The 17070-nt window shown below is 72.0% G+C and carries 14 protein-coding genes; 8 read left to right on the top strand and 6 right to left on the bottom strand.

What is annotated here, in order from left to right:
* Positions 1-211: 211 nt before the first annotated feature.
* Positions 212-4282, bottom strand: coding sequence for a HEAT repeat domain-containing protein (locus WME97_RS16225; RefSeq protein ID WP_437552813.1), 4071 nt, complete (start codon positions 4280-4282; stop codon positions 212-214).
* A gap of 120 nt (positions 4283-4402) precedes the next feature.
* The gene (locus tag WME97_RS16220) at positions 4403-5218 is read right to left on the bottom strand and encodes a sensor histidine kinase (protein ID WP_437552812.1); all 816 of its coding nucleotides are present in this window, start codon (positions 5216-5218) and stop codon (positions 4403-4405) included.
* A 348-nt stretch (positions 5219-5566) separates the two neighbouring features.
* Between WME97_RS16220 and WME97_RS16215 the strand changes: the two genes are divergently transcribed.
* The 3 genes from WME97_RS16215 to WME97_RS16205 all read left to right on the top strand — a co-directional run bounded on the left by WME97_RS16215 (position 5567) and on the right by WME97_RS16205 (position 7910).
* Complete coding sequence (locus WME97_RS16215) at positions 5567-6031, top strand: response regulator (RefSeq protein ID WP_012235586.1); 465 nt, start codon at positions 5567-5569, stop codon at positions 6029-6031.
* A 228-nt stretch (positions 6032-6259) separates the two neighbouring features.
* The gene (locus WME97_RS16210) at positions 6260-6688 is read left to right on the top strand and encodes a response regulator (RefSeq protein ID WP_012235585.1); all 429 of its coding nucleotides are present in this window, start codon (positions 6260-6262) and stop codon (positions 6686-6688) included.
* 229 nt (positions 6689-6917) lie between these two features.
* On the top strand, positions 6918-7910 hold the full coding sequence (locus tag WME97_RS16205; RefSeq protein WP_437552811.1) for a sensor histidine kinase: 993 nt from the start codon (positions 6918-6920) through the stop codon (positions 7908-7910).
* Positions 7911-8004: 94 nt separating this feature from the next.
* On the opposite strand, the gene dapE is transcribed toward WME97_RS16205, so the two are convergent.
* The 4 genes from dapE to ndk are packed head-to-tail and all read right to left on the bottom strand — an operon-like array spanning position 8005 to position 11350.
* Positions 8005-9108, bottom strand: coding sequence for a succinyl-diaminopimelate desuccinylase (gene dapE / locus WME97_RS16200; protein WP_012235583.1), 1104 nt, complete (start codon positions 9106-9108; stop codon positions 8005-8007).
* The gene (locus WME97_RS16195; protein WP_437552810.1) at positions 9105-9980 is read right to left on the bottom strand and encodes a 2,3,4,5-tetrahydropyridine-2,6-dicarboxylate N-succinyltransferase; all 876 of its coding nucleotides are present in this window, start codon (positions 9978-9980) and stop codon (positions 9105-9107) included. Before WME97_RS16195 ends, dapE begins: the two co-directional genes overlap by 4 nt.
* A 42-nt stretch (positions 9981-10022) precedes the next feature.
* Positions 10023-10916 (bottom strand): hypothetical protein, encoded by an 894-nt coding sequence (locus WME97_RS16190; protein ID WP_437552809.1) that lies wholly within the window; start codon positions 10914-10916, stop codon positions 10023-10025.
* Positions 10916-11350, bottom strand: a complete 435-nt coding sequence (gene ndk, locus WME97_RS16185; RefSeq protein WP_437552808.1) for a nucleoside-diphosphate kinase — start codon at positions 11348-11350, stop codon at positions 10916-10918. The genes WME97_RS16190 and ndk overlap by 1 nt, the downstream gene beginning before the upstream one ends.
* 333 nt (positions 11351-11683) lie before the next feature.
* Here ndk and WME97_RS16180 point away from each other — a divergent pair, with 333 nt between their 5' ends.
* The 5 genes from WME97_RS16180 to pstA all read left to right on the top strand — a co-directional run bounded on the left by WME97_RS16180 (position 11684) and on the right by pstA (position 17061).
* Positions 11684-12379 carry a response regulator gene (locus WME97_RS16180; protein ID WP_437536566.1) on the top strand — a complete coding sequence of 232 codons (696 nt, stop codon included), beginning with the start codon at positions 11684-11686 and terminating at the stop codon, positions 12377-12379.
* A gap of 7 nt (positions 12380-12386) precedes the next feature.
* On the top strand, positions 12387-13883 hold the full coding sequence (locus tag WME97_RS16175) for an ATP-binding protein (RefSeq protein WP_437552807.1): 1497 nt from the start codon (positions 12387-12389) through the stop codon (positions 13881-13883).
* A gap of 96 nt (positions 13884-13979) precedes the next feature.
* Positions 13980-15089 carry a phosphate ABC transporter substrate-binding protein PstS gene (pstS, locus tag WME97_RS16170; RefSeq protein WP_437552806.1) on the top strand — a complete coding sequence of 370 codons (1110 nt, stop codon included), beginning with the start codon at positions 13980-13982 and terminating at the stop codon, positions 15087-15089.
* Between the two features lie 80 nt (positions 15090-15169).
* Positions 15170-16153, top strand: coding sequence for a phosphate ABC transporter permease subunit PstC (pstC, locus tag WME97_RS16165; protein WP_437552805.1), 984 nt, complete (start codon positions 15170-15172; stop codon positions 16151-16153).
* The gene (gene pstA, locus WME97_RS16160) at positions 16150-17061 is read left to right on the top strand and encodes a phosphate ABC transporter permease PstA (RefSeq protein WP_437552804.1); all 912 of its coding nucleotides are present in this window, start codon (positions 16150-16152) and stop codon (positions 17059-17061) included. Before pstC ends, pstA begins: the two co-directional genes overlap by 4 nt.
* The last annotated feature ends 9 nt before the right edge of the window (positions 17062-17070 follow it).

Below are 17070 nucleotides of genomic sequence, written 5' to 3'. Positions count from 1 at the left end.
TGCGCGGTTCGCTCTCTCCCCTTCCCCTGACCCTCCCTGAAGCCCACCCGACGGGCGGCTCCCGCTGAGCGGCCGAGCCGCCCGCCTCCCCGCGCGACGCGGGCTCAACCTCCTTCTGCGCGCGTCGCCCGTGAGGCGCCGGCGCGCCGCTCCCACGGGAGGCGGCGCGGCGAGCTGCCCGCCCGCCGCCACCCGCTCCATGGTTGCGGCGTCAGCCGGTGGTGCGGAACCGCGAGCGCCCCTCGGAGATCCACCACGCGCGGTAGCGCTCCTGGGCGGCCTCCCGCTCCTGCCGCGGCAGGTCCTCGTAGTACCCGAAGTATTCCTTGGTGACGCCCTTCAGCTCGTCGATCGCCGCGCGGCGGATGGCGGGCTTCTCGTGCGTGAGCGCGTCGATGATCCACTCGATGCGATGGCGCTCGCCGTTCCTCGACCACCACGACAGCCACCTGCGCGCGTCTCGGCCGAGATCGTCCCGCGTGACGACGACCAGCGCCCGCGCCGCCGCCTCGACGATCGCCTCGTGAGGATCGGTGAGCGCGCTGATGAGCGCCGGCACGCTGGCTCCCGAGCGGATCTCGGTCATCGTCTCGATGGCCGCGAGCCGCCGCGCGGGCGCCTCCTCGCGGTCGCGCGCGATGTGGTCGAGCCCCTGCAGGATCGGGCCGCCCGCAGGCGGCGCCGCGATCAGCGAGGCGGCCGACTGGATCGCGATCCGCCGCACGGCGATGCTGTCGTCGAAGAGCCGTGGGAGCAGCGCGTTGGCGGCCTCCGGGTACGTCAGCTCGCCGAGCACGTGCGTGGCCCACAGGCGCACCTCGGGATCGGGCGAGGAGCTCCGCACGGTCATGAAGGGCAGCGCCGGGCGCCGGATCGCGACGATGAGCTCGAGCAGCGGCCCGCACTGCGAGGCGGGGGGCACGGTGGCGACGATCGCGGCGCCCTCCGGGCCGGCGAGCTGCTCACGGAAGCGCTGGCGATCGACCCGGAGCGGACCGGGAAACCGCGCGGCGACGACCGAGATCGCCGTGTCGCCGTTGCGCACGAGCTCGGCGAACGCCCTCGCGCCGGCCTCGCCGCCCGAGAGGACATGTTGAAGGAGCGAGGTGTATTCCGCGCGCAAGTCGCCGGCCGGCGACGGCGAGACCGCGGCGCGCCGCTCGGACGGGGGCCTCGCGTACGCCGTGGCGGTCTCGACGGCAACAGGCGTACGGCGGCGCCATGAGGGCCGCCCCGTGGCCGGCGCCGGCCCGAGCTCCCGGTGCTCTTCTGCGCCCGGCGTGATCGAGCTGTCGAGCATCCACGGAGGCCGTGAGTACCGCTTCGTCCGCGCCTCTTCCGGCTCGCCGAGATCGAGGTCCTCCGACGCCGAAGGGACGGGCGCCGCGGGGATCTCGAGGTCGGGGATCTCGTCGATGATCGCCGGCGCCGACGACGCCGCGGCGCGCGGCCCAGGCAGCGGCGTGACCACCGGCATCATCGGCGCCGTGACCGCCGGCATCATGGGCGGCGTGACCGCCGGCATCATCGGCGCCGTGACGGCCGTGCCGGACACCACGTCCGCGTCCACCTCGAGGCCCGACCGGAACTGCGGCTCGGAGCCCATGCGCTGCGCGTGCGGCGTCGGGGCCGGCGGGATCGTCGAGCTGAAGGCCATCGCATGCGCGACACCTTCGTCCGGCCGCACGGGCTCGGTCTCCACGCCGGTGCCGCGAAGGCCGAAGGCCCGCGCGACGGCGTCGATCCCGGAAGCGCCGTCCTCCGTTGTCCAGCCGCCCTGCGGCCGCACGGCCTGCGGCGCGGCGTCGGAGGGCTCGGCGGGCGGGGGCTCTCCCGCGTCGCGGTCTGCATCCGCCGCAGGCAGCTGCGCGCCCGCGGCGGCGACGTGCGAGCCGTGCGCGTCCGCGCGGACCATGCTGCTCAGCTCCATGAGCGCGGCGCGGGTGCGGAGGGAGAGCGGCCCCTCCGTGGCCTGCTCGTCCATCGGCGCAGCGGCGTCCTCAGAACGCGCGGGCGCGGGATGCGGCGGCGCGGGATGCGGCGGCGCGGGATGCGGCGGCGCGGGCGCCTTCTGCTGCGGCGTGGCGGCCTCGTGGGGCGCCGGGCCGTCGCTTTGCTGGGCTCCGCCGCTGCGGTTCTGCTTCTTCCGCAGGATGAGCCGCTCCAGCACCGTCGCCGCGATGCCGGCGAGCGCGATGAGGTCTCCGATGCTCGAGAGCTCGACCGAGGTGGCGCCGTCGTCGCCGTAGACGAGCGCGACGACGCGGCTGCGCACGACGATCGGGACCACCGCCACGGCGGCCGCATGGACCTTCCTTCCGAGCTCGCGCTGGAGCTCGGCGTCAGGCGCGCTGCCGGCGACGGCGGTGACGACCGGCGCGCGGAGCGCGCGCGCCCTGGCGAGGGCGCTCGGACGTTCGAAGGGCACGGCGATCTTCGTGACGCGCTCGCGCTCGGCGCCTGGACCTGAAGCGTTGCGGCCTTCGGCGCGCTCGCCGTGCACCGTGAACAGGACCGTGTACTCGAAGTACTGTTGAGCGAAGTCGAAGAGGACCCCGAGCACCTCTTCGCTCGATCCGACGGCGGCGAGCGCCTGCTCGGCCATGGCCAGCGTGAAGGGGCCTTTCCGCTTCGGCGCGGCGGACGCAGACCGTCCCGCCTCCCGCATGGCGACCTTCGCCGCCGGCGCGCTCGAGGAGAGCTCGCGTCGCTCCGCCGGAGTTGCCGCAGGTGCCGACACTGCGGGCGCCGGCGCCGCAGGCGCTGACGGCACGGGTACCGGCGCCTCAGGTGTCGAACCTGCGGGTAGCGATGCCGCCGTTGTCGACGCCGTGGACGCGGATCCGTGGGGCTGCTGCTGGAGCGCCGCAGCGGCTCCCGGCAGCGGCTCTTGCTGCGGCCGGTGTGCAGCAGAGGCCCGCTTCAGCCAGCCCGTCAGGAGCCGAGTGCCTGGCGCTGGAGAACGCACGCTGGACAGCGCCGACGCCGGCGAAGCCGCTGCTTTCGGGGCCGGCTCCGGGATTTCGACGGGCGGCGCCGGGGCTTCCACGCGCGGCGGCGTGCGCGCGGCCTCCGATGGCGCCAGCGGCGAGAGGTGCGGAGCGAGCTGCTCGGAGCGCGGCGTCGGCACTGCCGGCTCGATCGCCGGCTCTTCCTGCAGCGCGGCCGCCTGGCCGGTAGGCGCGGCCGCTTCACCAGGTGCTGGCGCGGCGCGCTGTAAAGCGACCGCCTCGACCCGAGGCATGTGCGCCTCGGGATTGCGGAGCAAGGAAAGATCGAGCGGATACGCAGCGACGACCGTCGGCTCGTCATCCATCTCGTGGAGCGGCGGTTTCCTCGGCGTGGGCACCGCCTCGTTGAGCGCGACGTCCGCGACGACCGTGTCCTCGTCGTAGATCGAGGTCAGCGATTCGACCGTCGGAGCATCCTCGATGCTGGGTCGCTTTTGCTGGGTCTCAGCGGCATCCTCGGGCTCATCGACGCTGGCCAGCGAAGCCGCATCGACCCCTGGAGGTGACGTGGGGCGGACCCCTGCCGGTGAATCCGCATCGGCGCCGAGGGGCGAGGCGGCAGCGAGCTCGGCCGATGGATCCTCGACGACCTCGGCAGGCGAACTCGTGTCGATCTGCGCGGACGAGCTCGCGTCGACCGCCGCGTGCGGAGCCGCGTCGGTGCCCGCAGGTGAGGCGGGCGGCGGCGCCGGCGCCGGCGGGACCGCAGGGCCGGGCTCGTTCGCCGGGTTCGGCTCGTTCGACTCGTCGGGGCTCGGCTCGGCGCGCGCGTCGAGCTGCTTCACCAGCCGCGACAACCGCCGCTCCAGGGCCACGCCGTAGTGCTCGGCGAGCGCCTGGCGGATGCGCACCAGCGGCGCGGCGAGCTGCCGCAGGCTGACCCCCAGCGCGAAGCTCAGCTCCTCCGCCACGGGCAACGCGAGGGGCTCTGCCGTGGCGATGACGAGCGTCGCCTCGCGCTGCGGGGCTCCCGTCGCTGCCACGTCGAGGCCTGCGCGTACGTCGAGGGGGAACACGCGGTGCTGGACCGCAAGATCGACGGGGATCGTCCGGAGCACCTCGGGCGACGCGGGCCGCAGCCGGCCCACGGCGGGCGGGAGCCCGAGGCTCTCCGCGAGCAGCGCCGTGAGCTCTCGCTCACGCACCGCACCTAGCTCCAGCACATTCGTGGCGAGATCGCCGCCGTGGAGCACTTGGCGGGCGATCGCCTCCTCGACCACCCGCATCGAGGTAACCCCATGCTGCACGAGGAGAGAGCTCAGCGTCGGCATCGAGGCGCATTCATCGGTGGGCGGTGGAAGTTGGAGCACGCTCGCGACGTGCGGCCCCGTCCATCCTAGACGAAGTCTTCATCGGACACGATCCGCGCGTTGCGAGCCCAGGGCAGGATCTCATCCGTCATCGCCGCTCGCGCTTGCCGCACGGCCGCGATCCGTCGTTTCGGTCGAGCCGGGGGGCGAGCCCCGTCGAACGCCGCCGAGAGAGCACGTGAATCGAAGCCCCGTCGCGGAGAGCCCCGAGGCCGGCTCCGTCGAGCCGCCGTCCGCGCGCTCGGACGACGGCTCCACGGTCAGCCCGCCCCCGTGCGCGCCGAGGATGCCACGCGCGATGGCGAGCCCGAGGCCCAGCCGCTCTCGACGGCGCGGCGCGACAGGGTCGGCGGGGATCGCCGCCCGCTCGCCGAACGGATCGAGCAGCCGGGCGAGCGGCTCGGGCGCGACGGGGCCGGCCTCGTCGATGACGGTCACCATCGCCTCGCCGCCAGAGATCGAGACACGCATCTGCACGGGGCGATCGCGCGAGCGCAGGATGGCGAAGCCGAGCACGTACTCGAGCGCCACCCGGAGCAGCTCCGGATCCCCCTCCACGGGCGCGCCCCCGTCGGGCTCGGCGTCGAAGGAGATGCGCACGCCGCGCGCGGTGGCCGCTTCCTCGAGATGCCCCGCCGCGCGGCGGGCGAGCTCGCCAGCATCACACGAGGCGATCGCCATGGGGCGGCTGGCGTCCTGGCGGAGCCAGATGGAGTTGTCGAACTCGTCGAGCAGCCGCTTCAGCCGCTCGCCCGCGCCGCGCACGCGCTCCAGCATGTCCCGCGGGGCCGCCCCGAGGTCCTTCTGGTAACGCAGGAGATAGTGGACCCCGGCCAGCATGGTCGCCAGCTCGCCCCGAAGATCGTGGCCCACACGCGCGAAGAACTCGTCATCCATCCACATAAACGCCTGCTCCGAATATGCAGCAGCGCGGACCGCGAGCATCAGACGAGCAAGCCAACTGTCGTCGGGGCTCCCCCGAAACAGCGGTCGCCCGAGGCTGGGGGTGAACCGCGCAGAGACCCCCATCTGCGCTGGACAGTTGATGGTTGCGGATAAGCGACCTGGGCACAAGGTGTACCTGGGGTTCAGGTTCCGCCTCCACCAGCGCGGGGGGGCCTTTCCAGAAACGCCGGCGGGAGGCCGTTGCTCTTCGTTGCTCTCCTTCCACGCTTCCGCGCATCACAGCGCATCGAAGCCCGAGCACCTGGGGAGCGCTGTCAGCCGAGCCGCGAGCGGGGGAGCATGTCCGAGGCAGAGCGCAGAGAGTTCACCGAGCATCACGACGAGCAGGGAGACGAGGATACCCTGGTGATCGAGCGGCGGCGCCGGGTGCTCATCGTCGATGATGATCCCGATTTCCTCGTCATGGCGGAGGCGGCGCTCGCTGCGCACGGCTTCCTGGTAGAGCGGGCAGCCGGCGGGTTGCGTGGCGTGTTCCTCGCGACGCAGGACGTGCCGGATGTGATCCTGTGTGACCTGAGGATGCCTGGCATCGACGGCTTCGTCGTCGCCGAGGCGCTGCGCGCCGATCCGGCGACCCAGCACGTCGCCATCTTCGCGTGCACTGGCCGGCGCGATCTCGAGGCCCGCGCCGCCCTCAACGCCTCGGCATTCGACGGTGTCCTCGTGAAGCCGGTCGACTGGGACAGCGCCGCTCGTTTGCTCCACGAGATCGTCGGCGTCCGCCGCCCCTACGGACCCACCTAGGGCACGTCAGGAGCAACCTGAAACCCCTTCAGGGCAAATGCAGGATAACCCCTGCGCGGGAGGGGAAATGCCCGGCATTGTGCCCGCAATAAGGTATACAAACATGACGTGACCCGAGCGGATCGCCCCCCTACATGACCCTGCGTGAGAGGCCGGCCGAGCGATGCCGGAGCCCCTTACGATCGATCGGGCGGCGCGGCGCGCCGAGGAATGGAAAGGTTCACTGGGATGGAAGTGAAGTCTGATGACAACGCGGTCTCGCCGCTCGTCCTGGTCGTGGACGACTTCCAGGACAACCGGGAGATGTTCGCGGAGTACTTGTCTTTCTCCGGGTTCCGCGTGGCCGAGGCGGCGACGGGGCGCGAGGCGCTCGACCGCGCCTTCGAGCTGATCCCGGACCTCATCCTGATGGACCTCTCGCTCCCCGAGATCGACGGCTGGGAGGCGACCCGCCACCTCAAGAGCGATCCTCGCACCATGAGGATCCCCATCGTCGCCCTCACAGGTCACACGCTCGCGGGGCACTCGCGCGAGGCGAAGGACGCGGGGTGCGACGCCTTCCTGACGAAGCCGTGTCTGCCGGACACGCTCGTGCTCGAGATTCGCCGCCTCCTGTCGCGCGGCAGCGCGTCATCGCAGCCGGAAAGCGCGCCCTGACGCGCCGCGAATCCCCCTCCACGGAACCGGCGAGACCTACACAGCGCGCACGAGCTCGCGAGATCCGCGAGGCGCGTGCCCTCCGCGAGACCGCGGCGAGACTGCGGCGAGACTGCGAATAACGCACCTGCGCTCCCGCGCTGCCAGGACTTGACTGCGGCACCACCTGACTATTCTCGGCCCGGTCTTTCTGGCTAACTGAGTGCTTGAGAGGCACGAGGGGACAAGAATGGCGGGGGTGACGAGAAAAAAAGCCGGGAAGAACGCGGCGGACGGCGCGGACGCAGCGCACGGCCGCACGCTCCGCGGGCGCACCACGGCGGCGCCCCTGCGCGCTCCGAAGCGGGGCTCGACGTCCGCCGCGGCGAGCGGGCCTCGATCCGCGGGACCGGCGACCTTGCGCGCCAGGGCGCCCAGGCGATCGAAGGCGGACGCGGAGCGGCTCGCCCCGCGGGGCGACGCGGCCAAGCGCGAGCGGATCATCGAGGAGCAGCGCCAGCTCCTCGAGCGCCGCGCGGAGGCGGCAGAGCGCATCCTGCGCGAGACCGTCTCCACAATCTCTCACGACCTCAGGAACTCGCTGAGCGTGATCGTCGTGAGCGCCCGCATGCTGATGCGATCCGTCCCTCAGGAGGGCCCGGGCAGGCGGCAGCTCGAGGCGATCACCCGCGCGGCGGACGAGATCAACCAGCTCGCGCAGGACCTGATCGACGCCATGAGCATCGAGAGCGGATCGCTGAAGGTCGGCAAAGGCGCGCACGAGGTCGAGCCGATCCTCGACAAGGCGATCGAGCTCATGGCGCCCACGGTCGCGCTGAAGCCGCTCGAGATCGCGAAGGAGCTGCCGCACGAGCTGCCGCCCATCGCGTGCGATCGGGAGCGCATCGTCCAGGTCATCGCCACCCTGCTCGGCAACGCCATGCGCTTCACGCCGAAGGGCGGACGCATCACGGTGCGCGCCGAGCCGTCGGGCACCGACGCGCGATTCTCGATCTCCGATACAGGACCTGGCATCTCCCCGGAGCAACGACCGCTGCTCTTCGCTCGCCACGCGCCCCCTCGAAGGCCCATGGGACAAGGGATGGGGCTCGCGGCGTTCGTCACCAAGGGCATCGTGGAGGCCCACGGCGGTACGATCTGGGTCGAGAGCTCGCCCGGCCAGGGGAGCACGTTCTTCTTCACCATCCCCGCCGCCGGGCTCTCGGTGCGCACGGCCACCTGAAGGGCACGAGCGTCACCGGGGCGCGCCCCGAACGCCGCGCGCGATCAGGCGGCTCCCCCCTGACACCGAGCGCGCGCAGCGGGGGCGCGCGGCGTCAGGCCGGGCCGAGCGCCGAGAGCCAGCGGCGGAGGATCGTGCGACCCTCGGACAGCTTTCGGAGCGACGACCACTCGTTGCGCTGGTGCGCCTGGGCGTTCTCGCCGGGGCCGAAGTTGACCGCAGGCACCCCGAGCTCCGCGAAGCGGGCCACGTCGGTCCACGCCTGCTTCGGCTCGACCGCGGCGACGCCCGCCTCGCGCAGCGCGACGACGAGCGGGTGCGACGCGTGCGGCGGCGCCGAAGGGCTGAGGTCGCGCCAGGCGATCTCGGCGCGGCCGTCCACGAGCGCCTCGATGGTCCGCTGCGCCTCCTGGATCGACGTCCCAGGCGGGAAGCGGTGGTTCAGGTTCATCGTGAACTCGTCCGGAACGACGTTCCGCCCGCGCCCGCCCTGCGCCATCGTCGCCGTCGTCACGGCGCGGTAGACGAAGCCGTCGATCTCGACCTCGCGCGGCGCGAGCGCGGCGAGCTCGCACAGGAGCGGGCCCGCCTTGTAGATGGCGTTCTCCCCTTGCCACGGCCGCGCGCTGTGCGCCGTCCGCCCGCGGAACGTCAGCCCCGCGTGGAGCGACCCGCTCGCGCCTAGGCTCAGCCGGTTGTCGCTCGGCTCGAGGCACACCGCGAGATCGAGCGCGCGCAGGTCCGGCTCGCGCTCGATGACCAGCGCGAGCTCGTTCTCCAGGTACGGACCCTCCTCCCGCGCGTAGAACACGAGCGTCAGATCCACGCCCGCGATCGCCTCCCGCTCGCCCTCGACGAGGTCGAGCATCAGCGCGAGCCCCGACTTCATGTCGCTTGCGCCGGGGCCGTAGAGGCGATCCCCCTCGATCCGCGGCGGCCCGTCGTGCGAGGTGCGCACCACGTCGAGGTGCCCGGCCAGCGCGATCTTCGGGCCGCCCGTGCCCTGCGTCACCTGCACGACGAGCGAGTCGCCGTGGCGGCGTACCGGCGCGGCGAGCCGAGCCCGACCGAGCCGCTCCGCCACCGCGCAGCACAGCTCCTGCTCTTCGCCCGTAGGCGACGGGACGGAGCAGAGCCAGAGCAGCGTGTCCGCGAGATCGGCCGCGGCCGCCGCGTCCGCGTCGGCGCGCGCGCTCACACCGGCACCGCGAAATCTCGCAGCGCCGCGTTCAGCGACACCTTGCGATCCGTCGCCTCGCTCCGCTTGCCGATGATGAGCGCGCAGGGGATCGAGAACTCCCCTGCCGGGAAGCGCTTCGGCCGCGTCCCCGGGATCACCACGCTGCGCGCGGGCACCCGGCCGCGGTGCTCGACGACCTCCGGCCCCGTGACGTCCAGGATCGCCGTCGACGCGGTGAGCACCACGCCGGCGCCGAGCACCGCCTCCTCCTCGACCACGACGCCCTCCACCACGATCACGCGGGAGCCCACGAAGACGCCGTCCTCGATGATCACCGGCCGCGCCCCCGGCGGCTCGAGCACCCCGCCGATGCCGACGCCCCCGGCGAGGTGCACCCCTCGCCCGATCTGCGCGCAGCTGCCGACCGTCGCCCAGGTGTCGACCATCGACCCCGAGCCGACCCACGCGCCGATGTTCACGTAGCCGGGCATCACGATCGCGCCCTGCTCGAGGAAGGCGCCGTAACGCACCGTCCCCGGCGGGACGACGCGCACGCCCGCCTTGTCGAGGCCGCGCTTGAGCGGGATCTTGTCGTGGAACTCGAAGGGGCCGACCTCCATCACGCTCATGCTGCGGAGCGAGAAGTAGAGGAGGATCGCCTCCTTGATCCACGCGTGCGTCACCCACCTGTGCGGGGCGCCCTCGCCGGTGGACGCCGCGCCTTCGCCGCCCGCCTGCGCGGTCTTGTCGGGCTCGGCGACGCGGAGCAGGCCTTGATCGAGGCTCTCGATCGTGCGGAGGACCGCGGCCTCGTGCGCGGGCGAGCGGAGGAGCTCGCGGTCGCGGAACGCCGCCTCAACGAGGGACTTCATGGATTCTTCGGTGGCCATGGCGCCGCCTTTAGCACGGCCGAGCCAGCACCGGCACCGGGGTCAGAACGTCATGGTGACGACGCGCCCGCCCGTCCCCTCGACGAGCTCGATGCGCGCGCGGCGCGCGACGACGCGGGCCACGGCGGCCGCCCGCTCGCCGCCGTCGCGCAGCACCACGTCGAGGGCGACCGCCGGCGCGCCCTCGCGCGGGCCGCGCTCGGCGATGCGCACCGTCGAGCGCCCGTCCGAGAGGCGGGACACGGCGAGGTGCGGGCTGGCCACGCCTGCGGCGCTGACCATGCCGACCGCGAGCTCCATGAGCCCGCTCACGGCGCGCACGTCGCCCTCCACCTCGTTGGCGCGGCCATCGGAGGAGGCGACCGAGATGCCGACCACGGGCCGCCCCTCGGCCGGGGCGGCGCTCCAGTTGCGGAGCACGTCGATGAGATCGAGCGGCGTCGGGCGCAGCTCGAGGGTCGCGATCACGAGCTCGGACAGGCGAAGCGCGCCGCTCAGCTCCCGGGCCGTCCTGCGCACCGACGCCTCGAGCCCGAGGCGCTGCCGCGCGTCGATGCCGCGCTCGGAGCCGCCGCGATCCGCGCGGCCGCGGCCAGAGCCGCGCGCCGGCGGGGCGCCCGCGGCGGCGCGGGACAGCTCGTCCGTGAGGCGCGCTACCTCGACGCCCGCGTGGCCGAGGACCGCGCAGGCGGCGTCGGCCGCCGCGGCGTCGGCCGCCACGGCGGCGTCTGTCTCGACGAAGCCGTCGCGGACCGCCGCGGACAGGCTGTCGAGGGCAACGACGAGCGCCGCGCACCCCTCGCACACCTCCGGCAGCGCGAGCGCGACCCCGCGCGGCCCGACGCGGCGCGAGCCGAGCAGGTGCGCGAAGCTCTCGATGCCTGCCGCGCCGTCCCGCGCCGCGCCGAGCGCAGCCGCGAGCCGCTCGCCGAGCATCAGGCCGTCGCGCTCGGGGCGACCTCGTAACCCGCGAAGAAGTAGCCGATCTCCCGCGCGGCGGTCGCCGGCTTGTCGGACCCGTGGACCGCGTTCTCGCCCACGTTCGCCCCGTAGAGCTTGCGGATCGTCCCCTCCGCCGCCTTGGCCGGGTCCGTCGCGCCGATGACCTCGCGGTACTTGGCCACCGCGTCCTCGCGCTCGAGCGCCATCACGAGGATGGGGCTGCGCGACATGAACGTCACGAGCTCGTCGAAGAAGCCGCGCCCCCGGTGCTCCGCGTAGAAGCCCTCGGCCTCCGCGCGGGTAAGGTGGATGCGCTTCATCGCTTTGACCGTGAAGCCCTCCTGCTCGAGGCGGGCGACGATCGCGCCGGCCGTGTTCTTTTCCATCGCATCAGGCTTGATGATTGAGAGTGTTCGCTCGAGGGCCATGGGCGGCCCAGTTAGGCGAAAACGCCGAGCGTTGCAAGCGCCACGCATTCCGTCCTGAAAGGCCGCCGCCCGCCTCGCTGCACGACCCGCCGCCCGGCCGCGCTTCCGTCATCGCTGTCGGTCCCGCCGGACCGCTCCAGGCTGCTCTCCCGGCCGCGCCCCCCGGGTGAGGATCGGCCGCGTCCGATGCGCCCGCCGTCCGTCTCGGATCTCCGCGCTCTCCTCGCGCTCGCGCGGCACCTCGTCCTTGTCGCAATTCCGTCTCGCGAGGGCGACGCGCGACACGCGCGATCGCCATCAAGCTGTCACAATGCGCTGCTAGATACATCCGCCATGCCGAGCCATGTGCTCATCGTGGAGGACGAGCGCGACCTGCAGCGCGTCCTCACCTACAACTTCCGTCAGGCTGGGTTCGATGTGGTGTCCGCGGGGAGCGGAGAGACAGCGCTCCGGGCGGTCAAGGAGGAGCGGTTCGATCTCGTCCTGCTCGACCTGATGCTCCCGGACATGTCGGGCACGGAGATCTGCCGCCGCCTCAAGCAGAACCCGCAGACCTCGGCGGTGCCCGTCATCATGGTCACGGCCAAGGGCGAGGAGATCGACCGGATCGTCGGCTTCGAGCTCGGGGCCGACGACTACGTCGTCAAGCCGTTCAGCGTGCGCGAGCTCATCCTGCGCGCGCGGGCGATCCTCAAGCGCTCGGAGAGCCCGGCGTCGGCGCCGGAGAAGTTCGATTTCGGCATCCTGCGGGTCGACCGCGCCGCGCACCGGGCCTGGGTGCAGGAGGCCGAGATCGCCCTGACCGCGCTCGAGTTCCGCCTGCTCATGATGCTCTACGATCGCCGCGGGCGCGTGCTGTCGCGCGATCTCCTGCTCGACGAGGTGTGGGGCTCGCACGTCGACGTCACCGCGCGCAACGTCGACACCCACGTGAAGCGCGTCCGCGAGAAGCTCGGGGCGGCGGGCGATTACATCGAGACCGTGCGCGGCGTCGGCTACCGGTTCCGCGCCGAGCCCGAGATCGCCTAGAGGGCCCATGCGCTTGCCGAGGGGGCTGGGCATCGGCGCGAAGCTCGCGGCGGGGACGGTGCTCGCCCTCCTCATCGCTGGCGTCCCGATCGAGCGCCTCGCCGCACGCGACATGGAGGCGGCGCTGCTCGCGGAGCACAGCCCGCGCGCGGCCGTCGACGCCGCGCTCCTTCGCTCGCGGCGCACCCTGCTGCTCGGCATGGGCACCATGATCGTCGTCGCCGTCTCGGTCGGCGCCGCCACGGCCTTCTTCGTCACGCGCCCGATCCGGAGGCTGACCCGCTTCGCGCAGGCGATGTCCGAGGGCGACCTGTCGACGCGCGCCCCGCTGCGCGGCTCGGGCGAGCTCCGCCAGCTCGCGCGCGCGCTGAACCACCTCACGAGCGAGCTCTCCCGCTCCACCGCCGAGGTGCGGACGGAGCGCGCCCTGCTCGCGGGCATCCTCGACGGGATGAGCGAGGGCGTCCTCGTGCTCGATCGCGACGGGAGGATCCTCCTCGCCAACCGGGCGCTCCGCGCGATGGCCTCCCTCGGCGAGGACGCGCTCGGTCGATCGGTCATCGAGTCGATCCGCAACGCGCGGCTCACCGAGGCGATCCAGCTCGCCGGCCAGCGGGACGAGCCGGTCGACACCGAGGTCGAGCTCGGGCGGACGCTGCCGAGGCGGCTGCTCGTGCGCGTGTCGCGCCGGAAGGGCCCGGAGCGGCTCGGGCACGATGAGCGCGAGGCCCTCGCCGCGTGGGGCGCGGATCACGACGGCGCGTCCGCCGAGCCGGGGCTCATCGCGGTGTTCCACGACGTCACCGACCTCCGCCGGCTGGAGACGATCCGGACCGACTTCGTCGCCAACGTGTCCCACGAGCTGCGCACCCCGGTCACCGCGATCAGCACCGCCGCCGAGACGCTGCAGCTCGGCGCGCTGAAGGACCCCGACGAGGCCGCCGAGTTCGTCGACGTGATCGATCGGCACGCGAAGCGCCTCCGCCACCTCGTCGACGACCTGCTCGACCTCTCCAAGATCGAGGCGAAGAACTTCCGCCTCGCGCTGTCGGAGCTCGACATCGCCCCCGCCATCGAGCACGTCACGCAGCTGCTCGCCGAGGCGGCGCGCCGGCGCAGGGTCACGCTGACGGTCGACGCCTCCGCGCTCCCGCCCGTCCGATGCGACCGCCGCGCGCTCGAGCAGGTGCTCATGAACCTGCTCGACAACGCCATCAAGTACGCGGGCGAGGGAGCTCACGTCACGGTGAAGGCGCGCTCGGCCGATCAGCAGGTGACGCTCGCCGTCGTCGACGACGGCCCCGGGATTCCGCCTCACCACCTGGGCCGCATCTTCGAGCGGTTCTACCGGGTCGACGCCGGCCGCTCACGCGATCTCGGCGGCACCGGGCTCGGCCTCGCCATCGTGAAGCACCTGGTCGAGCTGATGAACGGCTCGATCGAGGTCGAGAGCGCCATCGGCCGCGGCACCCAGTTCACCGTCCGCCTGGCGCGCGCCGGGTGATCCACGCGAACCACGCAAAGCCAGGAAAGCGCGGTGCTCGCTGTTCCACCTTGCCGTCACGGAGCTGTCACAAACCTCGATTACGCCTTGCTGTGCATGGCTCGAATTCTGCTCACCCTGGCGATGTTCCTCCTGACCGCGGCGTGCGGTCGCTCCGATGCCCCCCAAGACACCGGCTCGCTCCCCGGCGCGAAGAAGGACACCGCGCCGCAGCCGACCGCTGACGGGGACATCACCTTGACGGGCGCGGGCGCGACGTTCCCGTACCCCCTCTACACGAAGTGGATCGCTGAGTTCCAGAAGGCCAACTCCAAGGTCAAGATCAACTACCAGTCCATCGGCTCCGGGGGTGGGATCCGGCAGATCACCGAGCGGACCGTCGACTTCGGCGCCACCGATGCCCCGATGAACGAGGAGCAGCTCGGGAAGGCCGCCGGCATCCTTCACCTGCCGACGTGCCTGGGCGCGGTCGTGCTGACCTACAACCTCGAGGGGGTCCCGTCTGGCCTGAAGCTCACGCCGGAGGCGGCCGCGCACATCTTCCTGGGCAAGATCAAGAAGTGGAACGACCCGGCCCTCCAGAAGGAGAACCCGGACGTGAAGCTCCCCGACAAGGAGATCGCGACGGTCCACCGCTCGGACGGCAGCGGGACGACCAAGATCTTCGTCGACTACCTGAGCGCGGTCAGCCCGGAGTGGAAGAGCGGACCTGGGGCCGGGACGAGCGTCAACTGGCCTGGAGGCCTCGGCGCCAAGGGCAACGACGGCGTCTCCGCCCTGATCACGAGCACGCCCGCCTCGATCGGCTACATCGAGCTCGCGTACGCGATGCAGAACAAGCTCACGTTCGCCTCGCTCAAGAACAAGAGCGGGAAGTTCATCACCCCGTCGCTGGAGAGCACGACCGCCGCGGGCGCCGGCGCCGCCGCCAGGATGCCGGACGACCTCCGGATCTCGCTCGTGGACGCCGAGGGCGAGGACGCATACCCCATCGCCGGCTTCACGTACCTCCTCGTCTACCAGGAGCAGAAGGACCTCGCGAAGGGCAAGGTGCTCGGCAGCTTCGTCAAGTGGGCGATGCAAGACGGCCAGAAGTTCACGAACGACCTCCATTACGCCCCGCTGCCCGCGGCTGTGGTCGAGAAGGTCAACAAGAAGCTCGCCGCTCTGGTCGGCCCTGACGGCAAGCCCCTGCTCGCCCCATGACCCCAGGAATGCGCGCCAGCCGCGCGAACGGCGCCCCGCCGTGCGCGGCTGGCGTGCGCGCAGGAGCGCAGGATAGGTCCATGAGCACCGTAGAAGTCCCGATGCAACAAGCCGCCTCGCCCGCGCCGCACAGCGATGCGCCACATGGCGCGCGCGGAGCCGATCGAGCGTTCCGCGCCATCCTGACGATGTTCGGCCTCACGGTGCTCGCGGTGCCAGCGCTGATGGTGCTGGAGCTCATCCGATCGTCGCGGCTCGCCATCGACAAGTTCGGGCTGGGGTTCCTCGGCGGGAGCGTGTGGGACCCTGCGCGCGAGGAGTTCGGCGCGCTCCCGTTCGTCTACGGCACGGTCGTCACCTCGCTGATCGCCATCGTGCTCGCCGTCCCCGTCTCGCTCGGCCTCGCGATCTTCCTGTCGGATCTGGCCCCCCACCGGATCCGCAAGCCGCTCGGGTTCATGGTCGAGCTCCTCGCGGCGATCCCGAGCGTCGTCTACGGCTTCTGGGGCATCGCCGTGCTCCGCCCCTGGCTCCGGGACACCGTCGAGCCGGTCATCATCAAGTACTTCGGCTACATCCCCCTCTTCGAGGGGCCGCCGCTCGGATTCGGCATGTTCGCCGCGGGCGTCATCCTCGCCATCATGATCGTCCCGACGATCACGTCGGTGTCGCGGGAGGTGATGCAGGCGGTGCCCCAGCTGCACCGCGAGGCGGCGGTCGGCCTCGGCGCGTGCGCGTGGGACACGATCCGCTACGCGGTCCTCCCGTCGGCGCGCTCCGGCATCATCGGGGCCATCATCCTCGGGCTGAACCGGGCGCTCGGCGAGACGATGGCGGTCACGATGATGATCGGCAACGTACCGAAGGTGAGCGCGTCGATCTTCCACCCCGGCTATTCGATGGCGAGCGTCATCGCCAACGAGTTCGTCGAGGCGACGAGCGACATGTACGTGTCGGCGCTGTCCAAGATCGCGCTGCTCCTCTTCGGGGTCGCCCTCCTCCTCAACCTCTTCGCCCGATGGCTCGTGAGCTCGACCAAGAGCAAGCTGGAGAAGCGCGCATGAACAGCGACACCCCTGTCCCCGTGGCGAGCCCCACGAGCGCCCCCCGGCGCACGCTGCTCGAGCCCGCGCCCGGCGAGACGCTGCGCCGCGTACGCAGCTACTTCTTCGAAGGGCTCTGCGTGTCGAGCGCCGTCGTCGTCCTGGTCCCGCTGTTCCTGATCTTCATCTACGTCGTCAGCAAAGGCCTTGGCGGGCTGTCCCTCGACTTCTTCACCCAGCTGCCGAAGCCCGTCGGCGACGAGCGGAGCGGCATGGGCAACGCGGTCGTCGGCACGCTCATCCTCGTCGCCATCGGCTGCGGCATCGGATTGCCGACGGGCATCCTCGCCGGCATCTACCTGGCCGAGATCGGGCGCGGCAAGCTCGCTGCCGCCATCCGGTTCATCGCCGACGTGCTCGGCGGCGTCCCCTCGATCACCATCGGCGTGTTCGTCTACGCCCTCGTGGTGGTCACGATGAAGCGCTTCTCGGCGCTCGCGGGCGGCATCGCGCTCGCGATCGTGATGCTCCCGACGGTGACCCGGACGACGGAGGAGCTGCTCAAGCTGGTGCCCGCCCACCTCCGCGAAGCGTCGCTCGCCCTCGGCGTGCCGGAGTGGCGCACGAGCCTCCTCGTCGTGCTCCGGACGGCCTCGCCCGGGATCGGCACCGGCGTGATGCTCGCCGTGGCCCGCATCGCCGGCGAGACCGCGCCGGTGCTCCTCACCGCGCTCGGCTCATCGTACTGGAGCTTCGCCATCGACCGCCCCATCGCCTCGCTGCCGGTGCAGATCTGGCGGAACGCCACTTCGCCCTACCCGAAGTGGCAGCAGGAGGCGTGGACAGGCGCCCTCGTGCTCATTGTCATCGTCTTCCTCCTCAACCTGCTCGCGCGCATCGTCACGTCGCGGAGCGTCAAGGCGCGCTAAAGGCACTCG

The sequence above is a fragment of the Sorangium sp. So ce367 genome, assembly GCF_051520455.1.
In the GTDB taxonomy this organism is placed as follows: Bacteria; Myxococcota_A; Polyangia; order Polyangiales; family Polyangiaceae; genus Sorangium; species Sorangium cellulosum_B.
Note: the sequence above shows the minus strand (reverse complement) of the source record. Positions and strands in the feature narration are given on the sequence as shown.